A 22,515-nucleotide genomic window follows, 5' to 3' on the forward strand; every position below is an offset into this window, starting at 1 on the left:
CAGCCACGAATACCAAATACAATATCAGCAACAAAACACTTCAAAAGAAATGATAAAATCAAATTAAACACATTTTCATTAGAATATTTACAATATTTACGTTTTTTATTCCTATATTAGCAATGTATAATATTTGAAAAGGAAAGATGATTCAACAAAGACCGAAAACGGAGGGCCTCTACGACCCTAATTTTGAGCATGACGCCTGTGGGGTAGGCTTTGTCGCCCATATCAAAGGAAATAAATCACACGCACAAGTAAAGGATGCATTGACCATGTTGGAAAACATGGAACACCGCGGTGCTTGTGGCTGTGACCCAGAAAGCGGTGACGGAGCAGGTATCATGATCCAGCTTCCACATGAATTTTTATGGGAAGAATGTATCAACTTGGGTATACAACTGGAAGAGCCAGGTTATTATGGCACAGGTATGGTCTTTCTTCCTAAAGAAGAAGACATGAACAAAATATGTCGGGATTTGATTGAGGAAGCGGCAACAGAAAGGGGTATGAAATTCCTTGGCTACCGTCCAGTACCAGTCAATCGTGAAGGTATTGGACCAACAGCGCTCAGTGCAGAACCTGAAATTGTCCAATTTTTTGTCAGCAGACCGGACGGCGTTTCAAACACTGAAGAATTTGAACGCAAACTTTTTGTACTACGTCGCCTGATCATTCAAAAAGTTAAACAACAACAAGAATATCCTCTCCCGCTTTACTTTGCATCGCTTTCTTGCAAAACAATTATTTACAAAGGTCAATTAACAACATACCAGGTCGGAACTTATTATCTTGATTTACGCGATCCTCGTGTGGTATCTGCTTTTGGCTTAGTTCACTCGCGCTTTTCCACCAACACCTTCCCTTCATGGTCGCTTGCTCAACCATTCCGTATGCTGGCACACAATGGCGAGATCAATACGTTGACAGGTAACCTGAATTGGTTTTATGCAGGTATGCGCGCTTTATCATCGCCCTATTTTACGGAAGAAGAGATGGAAATCTTACTTCCAATCGTTGACCGTGGTCAGTCCGATTCGGCCTGCCTCGACAATGTAGCGGAACTTCTTTTACACAGCGGTCGTAGCCTCACCCACGTCATGTTGATGTTGGTACCTGAAGCTTGGGATGGCAATACACAAATGGATCCTTTAAAACGTGCTTTCTACGAATACCATGCGACGTTGATGGAGCCTTGGGATGGTCCTGCAGCCCTCTGCTTCACCGATGGTAAGCATATTGGTGCTACTCTAGACCGCAACGGTTTACGTCCACTACGTTATGCCGTAACCTCAGACGACCGCGTCGTTGTTGCTTCTGAAGCGGGAGCACTTCCGATCGAGGAGTCTACCATCATCAAAAAAGGCCGCCAACAAGCAGGCAAGATTTTTCTTGTCGATATGGAACAGGGCCGTATCCTTACCGATAACGAAGTAAAAGATCAGCTGATCAACCAGCAGCCCTACAGCGATTGGTTGGACAATTACAAAATCAAACTGGAAGAACTGGAAGAGCCTCGTGTAACCTACACCTATCTTTCCAAAGATTCCGTTTTCAAATATCAAAAGACATTTGGTTTCTCCCGCGAGGATCTGGAAACCATCCTGACTCCAATGGCATTGACAGGGTACGAACCGACAGGCTCAATGGGGTCCGATGTTCCGCTGGCCATTCTTTCCGATCAACCACAGCATATTTCAAGTTATTTTAAACAATTTTTTGCCCAAGTAACTAACCCTCCAATCGATCCGATTCGCGAACGCTTGGTCATGAGTTTAGCAACATTCATCGGTAATGCAGGCAATATCCTGATCGAAGACAAGAAATTCTGTCACTGTGTGACTTTACCGCATCCGATCCTGACCTCCAAAGAACTGGAGAAATTGCGTTCGATCGACACAGGATTGTTCCAAGCAAAAACCATTCAGTCTTATTTCCGCTCAGATGGTAAGCCTGGATCATTGGAAGCAGGTCTGGAACGCTTGTGCCGCTATGCGGATGATGCCGTACGTGATGGTTTTGAAGTCTTAATTCTTTCAGATCGTGCGATCGATTCCAAACATGCAGCAATACCATCGTTACTTGCTGTTTCAGCAGTCCATCACCACTTGATCAAAACAGGTAACCGTGGCGCTGTAGGTCTAGTGGTCGAAGCCGGTGATGCTTGGGAAGTGCACCATTTTGCCTGCCTATTAGCTTTCGGTGCCACTGCGATCAACCCGTATATGGCATTGGCGAGCATCCGTACGATGAAGGAACAAAATACCTTAGATACAGAGCTCACTTGGCCAGAATTATCCAAAAACTACGTCAAGGCCGTCAACAATGGTTTGTTGAAAATTTTCTCCAAAATGGGGATCTCCACATTGCAATCCTACCACGGAGCGCAGATTTTCGAGGTACTCGGCATCGACAAATCTGTCGTTGATAAATTTTTCTGCGGAGCAGTCTCACGTATCGGTGGCATGACATTAGATGATCTTGCCAAAGAAGCCCTCTCAAAACACTGGCGTGGATTTGAAAAAAGCCGTACACCGCAAAATTTATTGCCAGAAGGCGGTATTTACCAATGGAAACGCCGCGGTGAAGGCCACCTTTGGAATCCCGACACGATTCACCTATTGCAACAGGCCTGTCGCACCGGAGACTACGCAACCTATAAAAAATACGCACAGAAAATCAACGAGCAGAAGGAACATATGTTTACCCTTCGTGGATTGTTGGACTTTGCAAAACATCGCAATTCTATTCCATTGGAGCAAGTAGAACCTGCTAGTGAAATTCTAAAACGTTTCGCAACCGGAGCGATGTCCTTTGGATCAATTTCCCACGAAGCGCATAGTACCCTTGCCATCGCCATGAACCGCATCGGTGCAAAATCGAACACTGGTGAAGGTGGAGAAGATGAATTGCGTTATCAACCGCTTCCAAATGGAGATTCTATGCGCTCGGCTATTAAACAGGTTGCGTCGGCTCGTTTTGGTGTCACGTCCAATTATCTGACACAAGCGGACGAACTACAGATCAAAATGGCCCAAGGTGCCAAACCGGGAGAAGGAGGTCAATTACCTGGTCCCAAAGTGGATGCCTGGATTGCAAAAACCAGACACTCTACACCGGGTGTCGGTCTGATTTCCCCCCCCCCCCACCACGATATTTACTCCATCGAAGATTTAGCGCAGCTGATCTTTGACCTAAAGAATGCTAACCGTCAAGCAAGAATCAACGTAAAATTGGTCTCTAAAGCAGGTGTTGGTACCATTGCTGCCGGAGTTGCAAAAGCCCATGCCGACGTCATTCTTATTGCAGGTTTTGATGGTGGTACAGGTGCATCTCCAATCAGTTCAATCAAGCACGCTGGACTACCTTGGGAATTAGGCCTTGCAGAAGCGCATCAGACACTTGTTAAAAACAAATTGCGCAGTCGTGTCGTGTTACAAGCGGACGGCCAGGTAAAAACAGGTCGCGACATCATCATCGCTACACTATTGGGCGCTGAGGAATGGGGCGTATCTACAGCAGCATTGGTTGCCGGCGGCTGTATCATGATGCGTAAATGCCACCTGAATACGTGTCCTGTAGGTGTTGCAACTCAAGATCCAGAACTGCGTAAATTATTCTCTGGAAAACCAGAAGATATTGTCAACTTATTTACCTTCCTCGCGGAGGAAGTCCGGGAAACTATGGCTTATCTAGGCTTCCGTACCATCAACGAAATGGTGGGAAGAGCTCAATTCTTGAAAAAACGCGAGAATATAAACCATTGGAAAGCTAAGAAAATTGATTTCACAGACATTCTACATGTGGAACGCAACGAGCCTGGACAATCGTTATACAATACCGAAGAGCAGGATCACGGTATGGCCATGATTTTGGATTGGGGCCTCCTAAAACAATCAAAATTGGCTTTAGACAGCAAAACTCCTGTATTTGGCACCTTTAAGGTCAAAAATACAGACCGTACGATCGGAACAATGTTGTCCAATGAAATTTCAAAACTCTACGGTTCTGAAGGCCTGCCTGATAATACCATCAATTTCAAATTTGAAGGTTCCGCCGGACAAAGTTTCGGTGCATTTTCAACAAAGGGTCTTTCATTTGAATTACAAGGTGAAGCCAATGATTATGTTGGAAAAGGGCTATCAGGAGCTCAGCTAGCAATCTATCCAGTTGCAGAAAGTGCTCTCGTACCGGAAGATAATATCATTATCGGCAACGTTGCACTATTTGGAGCAACCTCTGGACATCTATTCGTGAACGGACAGGCCGGCGAACGCTTCGCCGTACGTAACTCAGGTGCAACAGCTGTCGTTGAGGGTGTTGGTGACCATGGCTGTGAGTATATGACTGGGGGCCGTGCGCTGATCTTAGGGGCAACGGGTCGTAACTTTGCTGCCGGAATGAGCGGTGGTATCGCATGGATCTACGACATTAACGAGGATTTCCGCGAAAACTGCAATCAGGAAATGGTCGATCTGGACCCATTGGAAAGTGAAGACGAAACCGCAATTATCGCTTTGCTGAAACGTCATATTTTGCTTACCAATAGCCGCAGAGCAGATTTCATCCTGCAAAACTGGTCAAGAGAAAAAAATAAATTCATTAAGGTATTCCCTAGAGAATACAAAAATGTCATTCGTCAAAAATTAGTTGAAGCATAATATAGGAAGCACAGATCATGGGAAAAATTACAGGTTTTAAAGAATTTGAGCGCGTGCTTCCGACAAAAGAAGCTGTGGAAGGTCGCGTAAAGCACTTTAAGGAATTCAATAAAGGATATTCAGAGAATGAGCTCAATAAGCAAGCAGCTCGCTGCATGGATTGCGGCATTCCATTTTGCCATTCAGGTTGCCCACTGGGCAATGTCATCCCTGAATTTAACGATGCCGTATACGATGGAAAATGGGAAGAGGCCTATCAGATTTTGTCCTCCACCAATAACTTCCCTGAATTTACAGGTAGAATATGTCCGGCACCATGCGAATCAGCCTGTATACTTGGCATACATAGTACTCCGATCACTATTGAGGAGATCGAAAAACATATTATTGAGATTGCTTTTAAAAAGGGTTATGTCAAAGCACATAAAAGCTATTTAAAAACAGGCAAACGCGTCGCTGTCGTGGGCTCTGGTCCAGCAGGACTAGCGGCTGCCGCTCAGCTCAATAAGGCTGGGCACGATGTTATCGTCTTCGAACGTGATGACCAGGTTGGAGGTTTACTCCGTTACGGTATTCCGGATTTTAAATTAGAAAAATCGGTGATCGATCGCCGTGTCAATCTCATGAAAGAATCGGGAATAGAATTCAAGGTTAACACAGAAGTTGGCAAAGATATCAGCTTTTATGAATTAAAAGCTTATGATGCAGTTATATTGGCCACTGGTTCAACCGTTCCTTGGCACATGCAATTACCGGGGCATGAAGCTAAAGGCATACATTTTGCCATGGACTTTTTGACCCAACAGAATAAAGAAGTAAGCGGAATCGCTATCGAACAAGACCGCATCTTGGCAACAGACAAACATGTTGTTGTCATCGGTGACGGTGATACCGGATCAGACTGTATTGGTACATCCAATCGTCATCGTGCAAAAAGTATTACACAGATTGCCCGCAAACCTACACCATCTAAACATCGCCTAAAGAACAATCCTTGGCCGATGGACAAGCTCACATTCGGAACCTCCTCTTCCCAAGAAGAAGGCTGTGAAAGACTTTGGGCTACAGAAACCCAGGAATTTGTCCAAGACGAAAATGGTCATATTAAGGGAGTAAAAATCAAGGAAGTTCAATACGAAGTTGATGAATTTGGAAAAAGAACCCGCTTAGGAGAATCCGAGATCCGTGAAATACCGGCAGACCTCGTATTACTGGCTATTGGTTATCAACATACTGAACATACGCTCTTAGAACAGTTAGGTGTTCGTGTAGATGAAAAAGGAAATATCCTCGCAAATGACAAAGAATACCAAACGACAATTGATAATATCTTTACAGCCGGAGACTGCCGTAAAGGCCAATCGCTTGTTGTTTGGGCCATCTCCGAAGGACGCGAATGTGCTCGAAAAGTCGATGAATACCTAATGGGTTATTCAGAGCTTGAAAGCAAAGACTTCCTGACCACAATAAATGCTTAAAAGTAGGCCGCGCTCAACAGAGAGTTCATACAAGTGGTACACCAAGCCACCGTATAATCTTTAGCGATAAGAGCAAAAGCGTGAACAGTATAAAATCATAAAAAGGTCCGTTGAGAATTCAACGGACCTTTTTATGATCAGTCATTCGTCCCTATTTCAGTGGGTCCTTAAGTTTAACAAAATAAATGCTGTTTTTATCTACAGTCTTTATGTAAGGCAATATTTTCGACTCATAGAAACCTTTTCCGGTTACCCCAAAATCATCATCATTACATACCGCGATCATGAATGGATTAATGACAGCCAAGCCCTCTGCTTTATCATGCGGATACAATTCCTTGATGTCAGTCATTAAATCAGCAACCAATGTCTTATTGACTGGTTTAATATTATACTTTGCCAATGTAGCTGCGTCTTTGAGTTCCTCGACAGTTTTACCGTCAAATAATTTCCCAGTTGCGGTATTATTCGCATCCGAGATATCTGTTGCGCCAGAAAGATCTATTTTATAAATTTTCTTAAATACAGTAGAGCGAGTTGCTTCTGTCGCGTATTCCCCATCACGTTCCAAGACAATAAATGTTGAATTGCTCACGGCAGCAATTTCACTTACAGCCTGCAAATCGGTACGCTCCATCATATAGACATATTGTTTCGTGGCACCGCTCGCAATATCGAGCGTAACAATACGGATTGCCAACGAATTTTTAATCGCATCTTTAGATGGATTATACAGCGGAAATTGCATGATTCCGACCAGTGTTTTACCGTCAGGCGTAAGCGTCAATCCTTCCATTCCGCGATTAGGACGACGTTTGGCAAATACTAAAGGCAACTTTTTACCCGTAGACCAAGGATTAATCCGTTCGATTTCTTTTCCCGAAGCGTCAAAATGAACGATATGTGGTCCGTATTCGTCACTGACCCACCAAGAACCATCCGCCGCTCTCGCTAGTCCCTCTGAATCGATTCCATCCTCGCTTTTCCCTAGATCTTTACCATCAACCCCCAATGCTTTTTCTCCAGAACCACCCTTCCCTTCAGGATTTGGCAGACCATTCAATTTCACACCATCTTTATTTTTCAATTCGATAACAGATTCCAATGTTAGCGTATTTTCCTTTAATCTGAATTTACCGATCTGCGGTGCAAATGCCGGAGTAGCAAATACTTTACTATCGCTTTCTGTCCCATCAATATTTGGTCCCCTATCAGTTAAAAGATAAAATATAGATTTATCAGTAGGATCTTGGACCATCGAAGACCCATAGCCTCCATTATACACTTTTACATCATTAATATCACTTAATACTTTTGGGTCTGTTGCTATTGCCTTTTGCGGATAGGTCAGTTCTGTCGGGTCAGTAATCTGCGACACATCATCTTTACTACATGAAGCACACAATAGGGCTATCCCCAGTACACTGTATATTTTTTTCATCTGTACAAATTTTTCAAATAATGTTTACTGCTATTCAGGTTCATTCCAATAGCCAAATTCTATTCCTGTTGCCTTGCATATCCGATAAAACAGTAAGGTTAGTCTAAACAATCTATACTTGGCTGGCTGTCCGAATACTGATGCAAACATAATTGCCAGATATTAGCCAATCATTAACATAAGTTTAAATAAACTGCATCTATCGTAAAAAACATCCTATAAAAATTAAATACCCTCGGTTATGGAATTTTGAATTTTCCTGCATCACTAGAAAAATAACAACTAATTGTACCGCGAACCATCGATGTATTCACGGACCTCACCTACTAAACATAGAAAGATGAAAAAGATCATAGTTGCCCTGTTCATAATTTTGGCATTTTCCAATGTGGATACGAAATCTCAGATCAAAACTACACGCGAAATACCCAGCTTAAGAATTAAAAATGACGATAGCCAGCAAAACAAGGTGATGTTGGCAGACCTAAAAGTAGATGTTGCGATCTTCGGAAATATGGCCAAAACGACGATGACAATGGTCTTCGACAATAAGACCAATCGCGATCTCGAGGGCGAACTGACATTCCCTATGCCGGAAGGCGTTTCCGTGAGCGGTTACGCCTTAGATATCAACGGCAAATTACGCCAGGCAGTTCCAGTCGATAAAAATAAAGGTACCGAAGTATTTGAAAGTATAGAAACACGCCGGGTCGATCCGGGTCTATTGGAAAAAGTCGAAGGCAATAATTTCCGAACTCGGATTTACCCATTACCAGCGAATGGGAAACGCACCGTTCAGATTAGCTATTCGGAAAATCTGACAACAGCATCCGATCAGGCTCGTTACTACCATCTACCCTTAAACTATACATCCCCCATTGAAAACTTCACCTTGGATATCCATGTCTTTCAAGACACACATAAGCCAAATTTCACAGAGAAACCAGATGGTTCGTTGGCATTCTCACAACATAACAGCAATTACACAGCTTCTTTACATAAACAACAGTTTAAATCCCAGCGAAATTTAGTCATTCAACTGCCGACAGACAACAGGGAAACATCAGGTCTATTTCAGGCAAATAATGACAATACATTTTATTTTCTTGCCAATGCAAGCGTCAACTCCATAAAACCTGCTCAAAAGAAATGGGGGCACAGCATTGGAATTATATGGGACCGTTCGCTCAGCAGTAAAAATAGAGATATAGAAAAGGAACTCGCGCTATTAGATTTCTTTTTTAAAGAAAACCCCAATATGACTGTTGATCTGGGCTTATTGGACATCCGCTTTGTAAAAGGGCATACGTTTCAGGTAAGTCAAGGTAATTGGAATGATCTCAAAAACTACATCAAAGGAATTAATTACGATGGCGGTACAGATTATAGCCAAATAAAGGCCGGTGTAATAAAGGCCAGCAATTACCTGCTGTTTAGCGACGGCCTTTCTACATTTGGTCAAAGTAAAATGAGCCTTGACAATCCAGTCTATTGCATTACTTCATCCAGCGGGTCCGACTATGGTGTCCTAAAACAAATTGCCCAAAAACATATTGGAAAGATGATCAATTTAGTCAATACCTCAATAACTGAAGCTTATCATAATCTAAATACGATAAACCTTATCTATCTGGGGATAAAAGAAAAAAATGATTTTGAAGAAGTTTATCCTCAAAAAGGTACCCCAATACAAGCCAATTTTTCTATCGCGGGCTTAGGGAAACACCCAGGATTGAAGCAGCTCACCGTACTTGTAGGAGATGGGCAACAAGCACCACAAGAGATTAGTATAGCGCTGCACCCTGACCATGGTGAAATTGACCTACAGCAGATCTGGGCACAAAAGAAAATTGAAGCGCTGGATCTTCAATACGAAGACAATCGTGAAGAAATTGAAACCCTTGGTAAACAGTTCGGTATTGTTACCCGAAATACCAGCTTAATTGTACTGGAAACTGTAGAAGATTACATACGTTATGCAATAACTCCACCTGCCGAATTGCTTTCCGAATTTAATCGGCTCATAAAAGAAGAACGTATCGCAAAGGAAGAACGTGTAGCAGACTTGTTGGATCAGGCTCAAGACATTACCAAACAGCTTCAGTCCTGGTGGAATACCGATTTTCAGCAAAAAAAGAAATATCCAAAGCGTAAAAGATTAATTCGCATTCCAGAACCTGCCGTTGCTGAAGAGATGGCTACCGGTGTTGCTCCTGTTACACCCATTCCGTCGCGTCGCTCAGCTAGTCCTGCAGCTCCCACGCTAGCCTTAGAATCGCGTTCATCTGACCGAACCTCAGCGAAAAGCATCTCGGCAACTGGCAATTCAAGCACTGGCCATACAGCAACCAGCGAACTGGCGAGGGCGGCCGCATCTGAGGACGTTCTTCAGGAATTCGCTGTTGTTCAATCCTTAGAAGGACGTGTAGCTGGCCTACAAACGCCAAGCAGCACTAACAACATACGTGGAAAAATCAGCATCCCCGAAATTAAAGAAGACCAAGCCTATTTACAGGACCTTATTCAATCCAAAGATCCTTACAAAAGCTATCTCCAACTTCGGGATCAGTATATGGGAACGCCAACTTTTTATTTTGATGTCGCAAACTTCTTTTTCAAAAGAGGAGATCGAGACAAAGCGCTACTCATTTTAAGTGCACTCGCAGACTTACAAATTGAAAATGCAGATCTCTACAAAACCATCTCTTATAAGTTACGGGAATGGGGCGATTACGACAATGCACTATTCATTACAGCTAAGGTTTTAAAATGGCGTCCAATGGATCCACAAAGCCACCGCGATTATGCCCTTGTCTTACAAGACAAAGGTATGTTCAAGGAAGCACTAGAACAATTATATGGGATTTTGACCCAGAGCTACTCCACGGAAGCAGCCGACCGCGATGACGGTATTGAAGAAACATTGGTTATGGAAATCAATAATATCATTAAAGCAAACAAAGCTGCAAGCTCCACAGTTACCGTGAACAAAAAATTGATTGCGGATCTGCCCGTCGACATTCGTGTTGTCATCAATTGGAATTCACAAAACACCGATATAGACCTTTGGGTAACTGATCCAAATCAAGAAAAATGCTTTTATAGTAATCCAGCCACAGCGATTGGGGGTCGACTCAGCAATGACTTTACTGGCGGCTATGGCCCTGAACAATTTTTATTGAAAAAAGCACTAAAAGGAAAATATAAAATTGAAGTTGATTTCTTTAACGATGGTTCCCTGACGCTAGCAGGTCCAGCGGCTGTGATGGCTGAAATTTATACCTACTATAGCAGTGGAAAGCAAGAACGAAAAATCGTTACGATCTACCTTGACCGCAATAAGGAGCGCAATATTGGTATTGGCGAATTTTCATTCCAGTAGATTACCAGAGACAGTGAAGTCAATAAATTGACTTCACTGTCTCAATTAATGCAATTTACGAATAACCAGATCCTTTTGTCTATTCTCTAATTTGGTTTTTACATAAGGGTAAGTAAATACTGCTCCTAAAACGATACAGGCTCCAAGATAAAACCCGCCGCTCATGGTCTCCTTTTGCCCAAATATCAACATCGCTAACAGAATACCATATACAGGCTCCAGATTGGTTGTCAGCGCAACAGTAAAAGCAGATAATTCCTTCATAACAGCAACGCCCATAACATAAGCCACCGCCGTACAAACCACACCTAACAACAGCAGATAAATTAAATCTTGCCGCCCCAGTCTCATTTCAGCATTGAAATCTCCTGTAAACAACATCAATATGCTGATCCAAAAGCATGCCCCCATCATCTCATAGAACGTAATCAGGGTTGGGCTCGATTTTTTAACCATACGCGCATTGGCGATAGAAAATATACTCGCGCAAAACGCACAACCAAGCCCCGCCAATAGACCAACGAGGTAATGTGTTTCAAAAGAAAAGATCGTATAAATACCGATGATAATTACCAAACCAACTACAATATCCAACAGTGCAATGCGCTTTTTATTCACAATAGGCTCCAATATTGCCGTAAATAAAGTCACCGAGGATAGCGTAACCAATGTCACCGATACGGTCGATACTTTGATCGAATAAAAAAATAATACCCAATGCAGCCCAACAACGGCCCCCACCATAAAAAACTGGAGAAACTGTTTCCGCGAAACTACAATCGATTGTTTGGTTACCAAGAAATAGATCAACAGCGCGATAGACGCTATTGCAACACGATACCACACTAAATGAAGGGCAGATACGGAAATCAGACTACCCAAAATCCCGGTAAATCCCCAAATAAGTATTGTTAAATGCAGAATTAGAATATTCCGATTTAATTGAATTTTAGCCATATTCTCTAGAATACATTTGTATAGAAATGATGAGCAATACCTATTATTTCCCTTTATAAGGCAGGCTCACTGAAGTTATTGAAAACTGAACAAAAAATTACTTTGGCGCTTTTATCGCCAGGTATAGTGCTACCAAAAAGAAGGTAACATTCGGAATTAATACGGCTATCAACGGTGGCAGTCCCCCTTTCAAAGAAAACATCGTTGCAAACTGTATAAAGACGATATATGTAAAACTTAACGCGATACCAATCCCAAGACTCAATCCTATCCCCCCACGCACTTTCTTAGAGGACAGTGCCACACCCATCAAGGTCAGTACAAAAGCTGAAAATGGATACACATAACGCTTGTATTTCTCAAGCAATAAATCGTTCATGACTCCTGTTCCTCTGATCTCCTCCTTATGGATACGAATATTTAATTCGCGTGTATCCATGGCGGTAAACATATTGTCACGTACCTCAAAATCCGAAGGTTTCATATCCAAAGTCGTGTCTTTAACGGCTCCTTTGTCCATGCGTTCATGCAGTCCATTGATAATACGATTGGTATATCCTTCGATCTTCCATTTTGTTGCCACCGAGTCCCAGGTAATACGGTCAGCCATCATTTTTTCCTTGAGGGTATCCCCTTTGAAAATTTCAAGTACAAAGCCGTATCCTGTTTTGGTTGTATTATCAAAATTGTCTATATAAACATAGCTGTTTTTGTCCAATTGCATGTGAGTAGAAACCCTCGAGTTATCCTTGGGTGGCTTTACGTAGATATTTTCAAAATCAACCTTCATCTTATTGGTATTCGGAATAATAAAAATGTTGAATACCAAAGAAATAGCAAATATCAGGGTTGCAGCCATCATGTAGGGACGAAGCAAACGGTTAAAGCTATACCCGGCGCTTAGAATCGGGACAATTTCAGTTTGGTCCGCCATCTTGGAGGTAAAGAAAATAACCGCAATAAAGTTGATCAGCGGACAAAGAAAATTTAAGTAAAAGGGAATAAACCCCGCATAATACTCAAAAATAATCTTATCGAGGGGTGCATGATATTTTAAAAAATCATCCAATCGTTCGGACACGTCAAAAACCACCATGACAACAGTAAATATCGCCATAGTGAATAAAAAAGTACTTAAATACTTTTTGATAATGTAACGATCGATTAACGACAGCATTTTTTTAACTTGCGCTATTTAGTACTACAAACGTTGATCCAATATCTTCACCATTTTGTTTTTCCAATCGTAGAAAGTTCCATCAATGATTCGCTCCCTAGCCTGATTAACCAACCAAAGGTAAAAATGTAAATTATGTAAAGAAGCAATTTGTGCTCCAAGAATTTCTTGTGATTTAATCAAATGCCTTAGATAGGCTTTCGAATAAAATTGATCAGCATGCAGATCACTCTCCGCTTCTATTGGTGAAAAATCATCTTTCCACTTTTCATTTTTGATATTGATAATACCATTTTGTGTGAAAAGCATACCATTTCTAGCATTACGGGTTGGCATAACGCAATCGAACATATCCACCCCTAAGGCAATATTTTCAAGAATATTTACCGGTGTTCCTACGCCCATAAGATAACGTGGTTTGTCATGCGGTAAGATATCACAGACAACTTCGGTCATAGCATACATTTCTTCCGCAGGTTCGCCAACCGATAATCCACCGATCGCATTTCCTTCACGGTTAAACGAAGCAATAGTCTCTGCGGATTTAATTCTTAAATCTTTGTAAACAGATCCTTGAACAATTGGAAACAAAGTCTGATCATACCCATAAAGCGGATCAGTGCTATCAAAACGATCCACACAGCGTTTCAGCCAACGATGGGTCATATCCAAAGAACGACGTGCATACCCATAATCACATGGATAAGGCGTACACTCATCAAATGCCATAATGATGTCTGCACCGATAATACGCTGCGTATCCATTACATTTTCTGGTGTAAATAGATGTTTTGATCCATCGATATGGGAACGAAAGGTAACCCCTTCTTCTTTGATCTTACGTACTTCGGTCAACGAATACACTTGATAACCACCAGAATCTGTTAAAATAGGTCGATCCCAACCATTGAATTTATGCAATCCGCCGGCTTTATTCAACACATTCAGCCCCGGACGTAAATAGAGGTGGTACGTATTACCCAGAATAATCTGCGCTTCAATATCGTTCTTCAATTCATGTTGATGAATTGCTTTCACTGTACCTGCCGTACCAACAGGCATAAAAATAGGCGTTTGAATGGGACCGTGTGCAGTTTCGACAACACCTGCACGTGCTTTTGACAACTTATCTTGTGCTTGTAGCGTAAATTTCATTAATATTTTTCCTCTGAGACTATTTCTATTTTAAAGAATGATTTGCCATGGAAATGGCGATATCGGCATTTGGAGTAAAAAATTAAAAACTCATTTTCAACTAGTTGCAACTTAAAAAGTCATTATAGCTTTCCTAATTTCCACCCAAGCTCGGATTCATCCCTAGAATACGTTGCAAAAATACTATAAAAAGATTTGCAAACAGGATGTTTCAAAAATAAATTATCATTTTTCCCCTATAAAAAAGTTGCGGAAAGCACTTATCTTTGTGAGCTATGCTTGACCTTCACGTATTTTTGGCCAATCTTCCATATATTGCTTTTGGAGTATTGGGTCTTTTCTTATTGATACAATTGTACTACATCTTATTTGTATATAGCAAATTGAGTCGTTATCAAATTGAACCTGTACAAGAAGGAACCGAATTCCCACCGCTATCCGTTATTATTTGTGCACACAATGAACAGGATAATATTCCTGAATTCCTTCCGAGTATACTGAATCAAGACTATCCCAATTTTGAAGTAATTGTTGTCAATGATTTCTCAACAGACAATACGCCTTGGATATTGCATGATTTCGAAGCAAAATATCCCAATTTAAAGATTGTGGATATCAAAGAGCATATTCGCTTGAAACATGGTAAAAAGTTTGCCGTCAGTATGGGTATCAAAGCATCAAAGCACCAGACACTGGTGTTTACCGATGCGGATTGTGCGCCACAATCCGATCAATGGCTCAAAGAAATTGCCGCAGCTTTCAGACCGGAAACAGAAATTGTACTAGGCTATTCTCCTTATTTTAAGAAAAAAAGCTTGCTAAATCTATTGATTCGATTTGAAACTAGCCATACTGCCATGAGTTATTTCTCCTATGCACTAAAGGGTGATGCCTATATGGGAGTAGGGCGTAACATGGCTTACAAAAAAGACCTTTTCTTTCGTAACAAAGGATTTGCAGCACATATGCATATTAAATCCGGCGATGATGATCTTTTTGTTAACCAAAATGCAAATCCGACCAATGTTAACATTGCACTGGCAGCCGAATCCATTGTCTATTCGGAACCCAAAGCGACTTGGAGGAGCTATTACAAGCAAAAAGCAAGACACTCAGGCGCCTCTACCATTTACAAAAAGCGACATCAGCGCATGCTGGGCACTCAGCTGGTATCGGCAGTCTTTTTTTACGTAGCACTTATCGCAACAGCGATTGCCTTTCCAATGTACTGGTATGTTCCCGTTACAGCCTACCTTCTAAGGCTGATTGCCCAATGGATAATATTTGCCAACATCTATAAAAAACTAGAAGTAAAGGAACTGATTTGGTGGCTGCCTTTGGTAGACTTCATCTACTATTTCTATATTTGCATCAATGGCATCTTCAGCAGAAAAAAGAAAAAAATAAGCTGGAAATAATTCACTTTTAAAATACGAAGCTTTGAATCCAACAGTTGATATCATCTATAACTATTTTCCAAAATTAACGGATATTCAAAAAGAACAGTTTGCAAAACTTGCCGACCTCTATACATTTTGGAATAGCCAAATCAATGTTATTTCACGTAAAGACATTGATAGCCTCTACCTGCACCATGTATTACATTCGCTAGGTATCGCTAAATTTGTCCAAGAGCTCACGCCAGGAACACAAATTTTGGATGTGGGAACCGGAGGAGGCTTTCCAGGTATCCCAATGGCCATTATGTTTCCTGAAGTCAAATTCCATTTGGTCGATTCTATCGGCAAAAAAATTAAGGTCGTACGTGAAGTTGCAGCTGGACTCGGTCTCCAGAATGTTGAAGCAGATCATATCCGCGCAGAACAACTCGACGACAAATATGATTTTGTCATATCACGTGCGGTGACAAGACTTGGAGAATTTACGCCTTGGATACAGAATAAATTCGCAAGAAAAGATAAAAACGGGATCCCTAATGGAATTCTTTACTTAAAAGGCGGAGATCTCACCGAAGAGATCAAAGAATCTAAGCTCAAAGCAGAATTACACCCACTTTCAGATTACTTTAAAGAAGATTTCTTTGATACAAAATATCTGGTATACGTACCTATGTAATTAAAGTTTGGCATTACCCATAGGAAACTGAAGTCGCCTATGGATAATGTCTACAGAATCGAGGTAGTTCGTTAAACACTTATGGATATAAGCGATCTTCTCATAGCGATCATTCTCACGAAGCCATTTTAAGGAAGGCTCATAGTATATCCTAAATTTGCGCAACGAATCTCCCGACAACTTGCTGTATTCCTGTGTCAGCGGATACCATTCCTCGCGAATCAGATCCTGTTGGTATTCTTTTTCAAACTGACGTTGAAGTTTTCTCGAATTTCGTCCCTTTCGACTGAATTTATTGTAAAGCTTGTTCAGATTGACAGCAATTCCGCCCTGATGAGGCAAGGTCACCATATTTTTCGTATCACCCCAGAAAAAGATCGACTTATACTCCTCCTTTTTTTCTTCCCATTTATCCCCCGCTGATTTGCGTTTGATCGAAACAGTATCCAAACGTAACGTATCTTTTGGACTTCCTTTTTTCCCAATGGTATCCAGAAGATGAGGTCTCCCGGAATAGGCAAAAACTCCCTGCCGATAAAACGAAAAGTAGACACAGAAAAACAATAAAGATAGAAATCCGATACGTACCATATTTATAATTGATAAACCAAAATAACCAACTATAAATAAAATTAAAAAGTATTTAACTATCTTTAACTTAAGAGACTAAAGACCCAATTCTTTTTTAATTTCTAAGCCAATTAGATTGATTTCTTCATCCATACCGAACATAGGAAGCTCCGTTTCTGGATTAAGTTTCAACCAGTTTGTATCATTGTCTTTAATAATCTTTACGTATTCCACACCATCCTTAAAAATAACATACGTATCTTCTTCCTCAGGGAAAACAGAATAAACTATATCCCCCAATTCGATATCAAAAGGTTCTTTCATTTCCATAGTTAAAATATCATTAATCGCTCAAAGTTACCAATTCCTCTTCTTTCTTTCCAAAATTGACCAATATTTCATCCCACTCGATCTCAAATAAGCTCAGGAAAATTGCATTCATTCTAGAGCAATCCGCAAATTTTCCAGCAGGCACGTGATCTCCTCCGATTAAGAACTTCGTCATTCTACTAAAAATACAACAAGCCTGAGCAATTCTAACAAAAAGTACAACAGCTCGTTATATTTTTCATATATTTAGATAAACCCAATTATGAAATTAATTTATCCCATAGCTTTGACGAAAATCAAGGGGATTGGCCCTAGAACAGCGCGTCACATCATTGACCAAGGTCACGATTTAGCGGACATATTTGCATACTCAAAAAAAGATTTGATGCAAATTCTTGGGATACGTGAGTCAATCGCCGAAGCAATATACAATAAAAGCTATATGCCCGCCTGTGAAAAAGAACTCGCTTTTATCGAAAAACATCAGATACAAGCGTTATGGCTGGAAGACCAAAATTACCCCGATAGGCTACGACAATGTGAAGACGCTCCGCTTGTTGTCTATTATAAAGGGAACCAACCACTCAACAGTGCAAAAGTTATTAGTATCGTCGGCACTAGACATGCGACCTATTATGGCCAGAAAATATGCGAAGATTTGCTAGAAGCCATGAATTGTACCAAAGACACCTTAATCGTTAGTGGTCTTGCTTATGGTATTGACGCATTAGCACATCGCAACGCACTAAAAAATAATATTCCAACCGTTGCTGTATTAGGGCATGGTCTCGATCGAATTTACCCCGCATCCCATCGCGAACTTGCCACAAAAATGCTAGACCAAGGCGGTTTATTGACAGAATTTACATCCAACACATTACCTGAGCGCAGTAATTTTCCTATGCGCAATCGCATCATAGCCGGTATGGCAGATGTCACCATTGTCGTAGAAGCTGCAATTAAAGGAGGCGCATTGATTACTGCCGAAATTGCCAACAGCTACAACCGCGATGTATGCGCCTTTCCAGGAGCCGTTTATGAAAAAAGCTCTGAAGGCACCAACTACCTCATCAAAACCAACCGTGCTCATATGATTAGAGGACTTCAGGATCTCGAATATCTCATGAATTGGGAAGTCAGCATAAAAGCTGTTGACCAGCAGCTTAGCCTTCCTTTGACACTGACAAAAGACCAACAACTCCTTTTTACACTCATTCAGCAAAAAGGACAATTAGAGATAGACCAGATGATTGACCTCACAAAATGGCCACAAAGTAAATTGGCCTTAATCCTATTGGAACTTGAAATGCAGTCACTCATTCACGCCTTACCCGGAAAACGGTATAAAACTGCCGGACACACGGAAATTCAAAAAAATTAGCTCATTTCCTATCATGCAGCAGTACTAAAATGCCGCTTGGATCGCAATAAAAATTCAGAATCATACTCAACAAAAAATCAAGAATTAATGAACGAAAACAATACAAAAAGTATTTGGAAAGTCATCGGAGCTTCCTCCATGGGAACACTTATCGAATGGTATGACTTTTTCATTTTTGGCAGCCTATCCATTGTAATTTCCACCAAATTCTTTCCGGCAGAAAATCCAACAGCGGCTTTTCTTTCAACCCTAGCCACATTTGCCGCAGGTTTTGTTGTCCGACCATTTGGCGCCCTATTTTTTGGCCGACTAGGCGATATTATCGGTCGAAAATATACGTTTATGGTTACTTTAATGCTCATGGGTGGAGCAACATTTCTCATAGGTTGTATCCCCAGCTATGAGAGTATTGGGTTTTGGGCACCGCTGCTGGTGTTGATCCTTCGTCTCTTGCAAGGTCTTGCTCTAGGAGGAGAATATGGAGGTGCAGCAACTTACGTCGCCGAACATGCCCCATTGGGCCAGCGGGGTTATTGGACATCATGGATACAAACAACAGCTACCTTTGGCCTTTTCATATCACTCGTTGTCATCCTCCTGACCAAAGGCTTTCTCAGCGAATCACAATTTGATTCTTGGGGATGGCGGGTTCCTTTCCTCCTATCTTTAGTCATGGTATATGTTTCCTATCTTATTCGTAAGAAGATGAAGGAATCACCCGAATTTAGCAAGGCCAAAGCGGAAGGAAAAACAAGTACAAATCCGCTAAAAGAAAGCTTTGGCAACCGATACAACCTCAAATTTGTACTGCTCGCACTTTTTGGTGCAGCCATGGGACAGGGCGTTGTTTGGTACACGGGACAGTTTTACTCGATGAGTTTCATGAAAACGGTCATGCACCTTCAATCTGACCAGGCCGATACAATCCTCGGCATCGCACTACTGTTGGGAACTCCATTTTTTGTCGTATTTGGGTGGCTTAGTGACAAAATTGGACGAAAATGGATCATGCTCGGTGGGATGTTACTTGCCGTATTGACTTACCGCCCGATTTACGAATCCATGTACCAACTTTCTAATGCAGAACAGAAAGTCAAGGTGAACGAAACAACGGAGGTCCCCCTTGGACCGCAATCAACAGAAGTCATTTCGATCATCAAGACTCAATATGAGGACCAGACCGAAGTTACTAGAGCCAGCATGATACATCAGTCAGGAAAACTCAAAGGACAGCCAATGACCAAAACCACAGTCCATCTTGCAGGCAAGAACTATATGCTGCTCGTCCTGCTGATCTTTATACAAGTGATTTATATTACAATGGTGTACGGGCCCATCGCGGCATTTCTTGTTGAACTATTCCCTGTAAAGATCCGGTACACATCCATGTCCTTACCCTATCATGTTGGAAATGGAATATTCGGCGGCCTCCTTCCTGCGGTATCGACATACTTAACAACAAATGCTGAAGCATCCAATACCCCGCAATTCTATCTTGCAGGTTTGTGGTACCCTATTATCATTGCCATTGTATGTTTTATCATTGGTAGTATTTATATCAACAACAAATCAACTCCCGCAACACATGAATAATCTCAAAAAATTCCTCGGCATACTTTGGATCGTTTTAGCATTGTTTACCGCTTATTTCTCCATTTTTGAACTGGCCCTGCCAAAGATTTCAACGGGACATCAGGAAGATCTCGTTTTCGGAATCATTATCCTGTGCATCTTAACTCCCATAATCTCCATTGGACTCGGCTTATTTGGCTATTATTCCCTATTGGGCGAATACAATCAAGAAAAAATGTAGTCCAAAAAATGAGATCGACTTTGAATAAGGGAAATTAGACTATATAAGCCTATTCAAAGTCGATCTCATATACGCCAGATTATACTACTTCCGACGTTTCCAAAAGAACAATTACAGCCAGTGGACTTCGCCAAGCACTTATTTTACGCCATTGTTAGCGGATTTACACAGATACCAGCTATTTTCCACCATAAAATAAAGCTAAGAGCAGCTACTAAATACAATTTATTGCAATGATAATCAGCAGCATAAGATAAAATAGCATTTTTTCTTTCCTAAAACTATTTTTTTTTCTACTTTTGTGGCGGGTAAGTCTTCTACGACCAGCTCCCATTGACTCCCCCAGGTTGGGAACAAAGCAAGGGTATTTGGTTGAGCGGTGCGATAGGAGTAGCTTACCCTTTTTTTATGCCCATTTTTTTTGACTAATCCTCCGGTCCAAAATTCAATTCTAACCTAATAATCAGCTAAATACCTTATATATCCCAATTGTTACCCGCATTTCCCCTATTTATAGAAGCCCTGTTACACAAGGAGTTTTAATCGCTTGGCATGTACATTCAACACAATTATAATTGTATATAAAAGCAAATTTATATAAGTTTGTAATCGAATAAGAACTATCGTATGAGTTGGTTTAAAAGAGAAAAAGCTGGTATTAGCACAGCTACCGCTAATAAAAAAGAAGCACCTGATGGTATGTGGAACAAATGTCCCACATGTAAAAAACCATTGTTGCATCTTGAACAAGTAGAAAACGACTATGTTTGTCAATATTGTGGGCACCACTTAAGAATTGGCTCCAAAGAATATTTTTCAATTTTATTTGACAATAACGAATTTACAGAACTATTTCCTAATCTAAATTCTGGTGATCCATTAGAATTTTTCGATTCAAAGCCATACCCTGAACGTTTAAAGGAAAGTCAAGCCAAAACAGGCCTGAAAGATGCTTTACGTTCTGGCCATGGAAAAATGAATGGTCAAGACATCGTTATTGCTTGTATGGACTTTAGTTTCATCGGCGGATCAATGGGATCTGTCGTTGGTGAAAAAATCGCGCGTTCGATAGATTACTGTATTGAGCATAAAATTCCATTTATGCTAATCTCCAAATCAGGAGGTGCACGTATGATGGAAGCCGCATTTTCATTGATGCAAATGGCTAAAACTTCGGCTAAATTAGCGTTATTGGCAAAGGCAGGACTTCCTTACGTTTGTTTATTGACTGACCCTACGACAGGAGGAGTTACAGCATCTTACGCGATGTTAGGTGATGTAAATATCGCAGAACCGGGAGCATTAATCGGATTTGCAGGACCACGTGTCATTAAAGAAACAATCAAAAAGGATCTTCCAAAAGGATTCCAGACTTCAGAATTTGTTCTTGAGCATGGATTTTTGGATTTCATTGTCGACCGTAGACAGTTAAAAAACAAAGTAGCTACTTATCTTAAATTAGTGGGATAATCATCCTCAAAATAAAAAAGAAAGCGGTGCCAAGAATATTCTTGGCACCGCTTTCTTTTTTGAAAGTGTCTATTTTATCGGCTAGAAAGCATCTTCAATTCAGCTCATAATTGTTGTGCCTATGACCTTATGAGGCTTTTATGGCAGGGTTGAATAGGCCATCTTTTTAAAGATATCGCCAAAAAGCCCATATTTTTCTTTTGGACAAATAATCTGTTTCGCCCTCCCTGTCATACGCTTCCCGCTCAAAAGAAATACGCCGGTAGGCTTTATCAAAATCTCTAAATTGAATAAAATGAACGACAAATTCTATGAGATACCATACATAGAAAAAGAGAATACCTAATTCAAGCGCCTGTCGCAAATGTATACGCTCATGACGAATCAAGTCGTCCTGCTGTTTAAAAAAGGTATTTTTCAGAAAGATAAAAGGATAAATAGTAATTGCATTGGCTTTTCCAAAAGAGAAGAAATTCGTCCAAAATTTGCTAACTATAATCATATATGATGTTTAGACCGTTTTCAAACTAGTCAAACTTAGAAAAATTTCCCTTTATACACAATTATTATTGGCTTCTCATAAATTGTACCATATCCCTCTCGGTCAGTCCCTAATCAGATAAG

At 41.0% G+C, this 22,515-nt stretch carries 17 protein-coding genes and 1 other RNA gene; 10 read left to right on the forward strand and 8 right to left on the reverse strand.

The window, feature by feature from the left end; genetic code table 11:
* Positions 1-146: 146 nt before the first annotated feature.
* Positions 147-4,661, forward strand: a complete 4,515-nt coding sequence (gltB, locus tag B3E92_RS11800; protein ID WP_088160254.1) for a glutamate synthase large subunit — start codon at positions 147-149, stop codon at positions 4,659-4,661.
* A 17-nt stretch (positions 4,662-4,678) separates the two neighbouring features.
* Positions 4,679-6,139 carry a glutamate synthase subunit beta gene (locus B3E92_RS11805; RefSeq protein WP_286896839.1) on the forward strand — a complete coding sequence of 487 codons (1,461 nt, stop codon included), beginning with the start codon at positions 4,679-4,681 and terminating at the stop codon, positions 6,137-6,139.
* A gap of 151 nt (positions 6,140-6,290) precedes the next feature.
* Here the strand turns inward: B3E92_RS11805 and B3E92_RS11810 are convergent, their stop codons facing one another.
* Positions 6,291-7,580 (reverse strand): esterase-like activity of phytase family protein, encoded by a 1,290-nt coding sequence (locus B3E92_RS11810; RefSeq protein ID WP_088160252.1) that lies wholly within the window; start codon positions 7,578-7,580, stop codon positions 6,291-6,293.
* Between the two features lie 340 nt (positions 7,581-7,920).
* Between B3E92_RS11810 and B3E92_RS11815 the strand changes: the two genes are divergently transcribed.
* Positions 7,921-10,962: a VIT domain-containing protein gene (locus tag B3E92_RS11815; protein WP_286896842.1), complete on the forward strand. Its 3,042-nt coding sequence runs from the start codon at positions 7,921-7,923 to the stop codon at positions 10,960-10,962.
* Between the two features lie 45 nt (positions 10,963-11,007).
* On the opposite strand, the gene B3E92_RS11820 is transcribed toward B3E92_RS11815, so the two are convergent.
* The 3 genes from B3E92_RS11820 to tgt form a co-directional block, all read right to left on the reverse strand.
* A complete protein-coding gene (locus B3E92_RS11820; RefSeq protein WP_145327832.1) occupies positions 11,008-11,919 on the reverse strand; it encodes a DMT family transporter in 912 nt (303 codons plus the stop codon).
* A gap of 97 nt (positions 11,920-12,016) precedes the next feature.
* Positions 12,017-13,093 carry an LptF/LptG family permease gene (locus tag B3E92_RS11825; RefSeq protein WP_145327864.1) on the reverse strand — a complete coding sequence of 359 codons (1,077 nt, stop codon included), beginning with the start codon at positions 13,091-13,093 and terminating at the stop codon, positions 12,017-12,019.
* Between the two features lie 27 nt (positions 13,094-13,120).
* Positions 13,121-14,251, reverse strand: a complete 1,131-nt coding sequence (gene tgt / locus B3E92_RS11830) for a tRNA guanosine(34) transglycosylase Tgt (RefSeq protein ID WP_075991063.1) — start codon at positions 14,249-14,251, stop codon at positions 13,121-13,123.
* Positions 14,252-14,526: 275 nt separating this feature from the next.
* On the opposite strand from tgt, the gene B3E92_RS11835 reads away from it, so the two are divergent.
* Together B3E92_RS11835 and rsmG are read left to right on the forward strand one after the other, a co-directional pair.
* Complete coding sequence (locus B3E92_RS11835; protein ID WP_145327833.1) at positions 14,527-15,669, forward strand: glycosyltransferase; 1,143 nt, start codon at positions 14,527-14,529, stop codon at positions 15,667-15,669.
* Between the two features lie 22 nt (positions 15,670-15,691).
* The gene (gene rsmG / locus B3E92_RS11840; protein WP_088160248.1) at positions 15,692-16,327 is read left to right on the forward strand and encodes a 16S rRNA (guanine(527)-N(7))-methyltransferase RsmG; all 636 of its coding nucleotides are present in this window, start codon (positions 15,692-15,694) and stop codon (positions 16,325-16,327) included.
* Here the strand turns inward: rsmG and B3E92_RS11845 are convergent, their stop codons facing one another.
* The 3 genes from B3E92_RS11845 to B3E92_RS11855 all read right to left on the reverse strand — a co-directional run bounded on the left by B3E92_RS11845 (position 16,328) and on the right by B3E92_RS11855 (position 17,402).
* Positions 16,328-16,918 carry a hypothetical protein gene (locus tag B3E92_RS11845; protein ID WP_145327834.1) on the reverse strand — a complete coding sequence of 197 codons (591 nt, stop codon included), beginning with the start codon at positions 16,916-16,918 and terminating at the stop codon, positions 16,328-16,330.
* Positions 16,919-16,993: 75 nt separating this feature from the next.
* The gene (locus tag B3E92_RS11850) at positions 16,994-17,227 is read right to left on the reverse strand and encodes a hypothetical protein (RefSeq protein WP_070560687.1); all 234 of its coding nucleotides are present in this window, start codon (positions 17,225-17,227) and stop codon (positions 16,994-16,996) included.
* A gap of 13 nt (positions 17,228-17,240) precedes the next feature.
* On the reverse strand, positions 17,241-17,402 hold the full coding sequence (locus tag B3E92_RS11855) for a hypothetical protein (RefSeq protein WP_157698362.1): 162 nt from the start codon (positions 17,400-17,402) through the stop codon (positions 17,241-17,243).
* An 87-nt stretch (positions 17,403-17,489) separates the two neighbouring features.
* Here B3E92_RS11855 and dprA point away from each other — a divergent pair, with 87 nt between their 5' ends.
* The 5 genes from dprA to accD all read left to right on the forward strand — a co-directional run bounded on the left by dprA (position 17,490) and on the right by accD (position 21,891).
* Positions 17,490-18,608 carry a DNA-processing protein DprA gene (dprA, locus tag B3E92_RS11860; RefSeq protein WP_088160246.1) on the forward strand — a complete coding sequence of 373 codons (1,119 nt, stop codon included), beginning with the start codon at positions 17,490-17,492 and terminating at the stop codon, positions 18,606-18,608.
* An 87-nt stretch (positions 18,609-18,695) separates the two neighbouring features.
* The gene (locus B3E92_RS11865) at positions 18,696-20,201 is read left to right on the forward strand and encodes an MFS transporter (RefSeq protein ID WP_088163444.1); all 1,506 of its coding nucleotides are present in this window, start codon (positions 18,696-18,698) and stop codon (positions 20,199-20,201) included.
* Positions 20,194-20,421, forward strand: a complete 228-nt coding sequence (locus tag B3E92_RS11870) for a DUF6814 family protein (RefSeq protein WP_075991056.1) — start codon at positions 20,194-20,196, stop codon at positions 20,419-20,421. The genes B3E92_RS11865 and B3E92_RS11870 overlap by 8 nt, the downstream gene beginning before the upstream one ends.
* A 306-nt stretch (positions 20,422-20,727) precedes the next feature.
* Positions 20,728-20,825, forward strand: an RNA gene (gene ffs, locus B3E92_RS11875) — signal recognition particle sRNA small type.
* 223 nt (positions 20,826-21,048) lie between these two features.
* Positions 21,049-21,891 (forward strand): acetyl-CoA carboxylase, carboxyltransferase subunit beta, encoded by an 843-nt coding sequence (gene accD, locus B3E92_RS11880; protein WP_088160245.1) that lies wholly within the window; start codon positions 21,049-21,051, stop codon positions 21,889-21,891.
* Positions 21,892-22,057: 166 nt separating this feature from the next.
* On the opposite strand, the gene B3E92_RS11885 is transcribed toward accD, so the two are convergent.
* Positions 22,058-22,393, reverse strand: coding sequence for a hypothetical protein (locus B3E92_RS11885; RefSeq protein ID WP_088160244.1), 336 nt, complete (start codon positions 22,391-22,393; stop codon positions 22,058-22,060).
* Positions 22,394-22,515 lie beyond the last annotated feature (122 nt).

Source organism: Sphingobacterium sp. UBA6317 (assembly GCF_002440385.1).
GTDB lineage: Bacteria > Bacteroidota > Bacteroidia > Sphingobacteriales > Sphingobacteriaceae > Sphingobacterium > Sphingobacterium multivorum.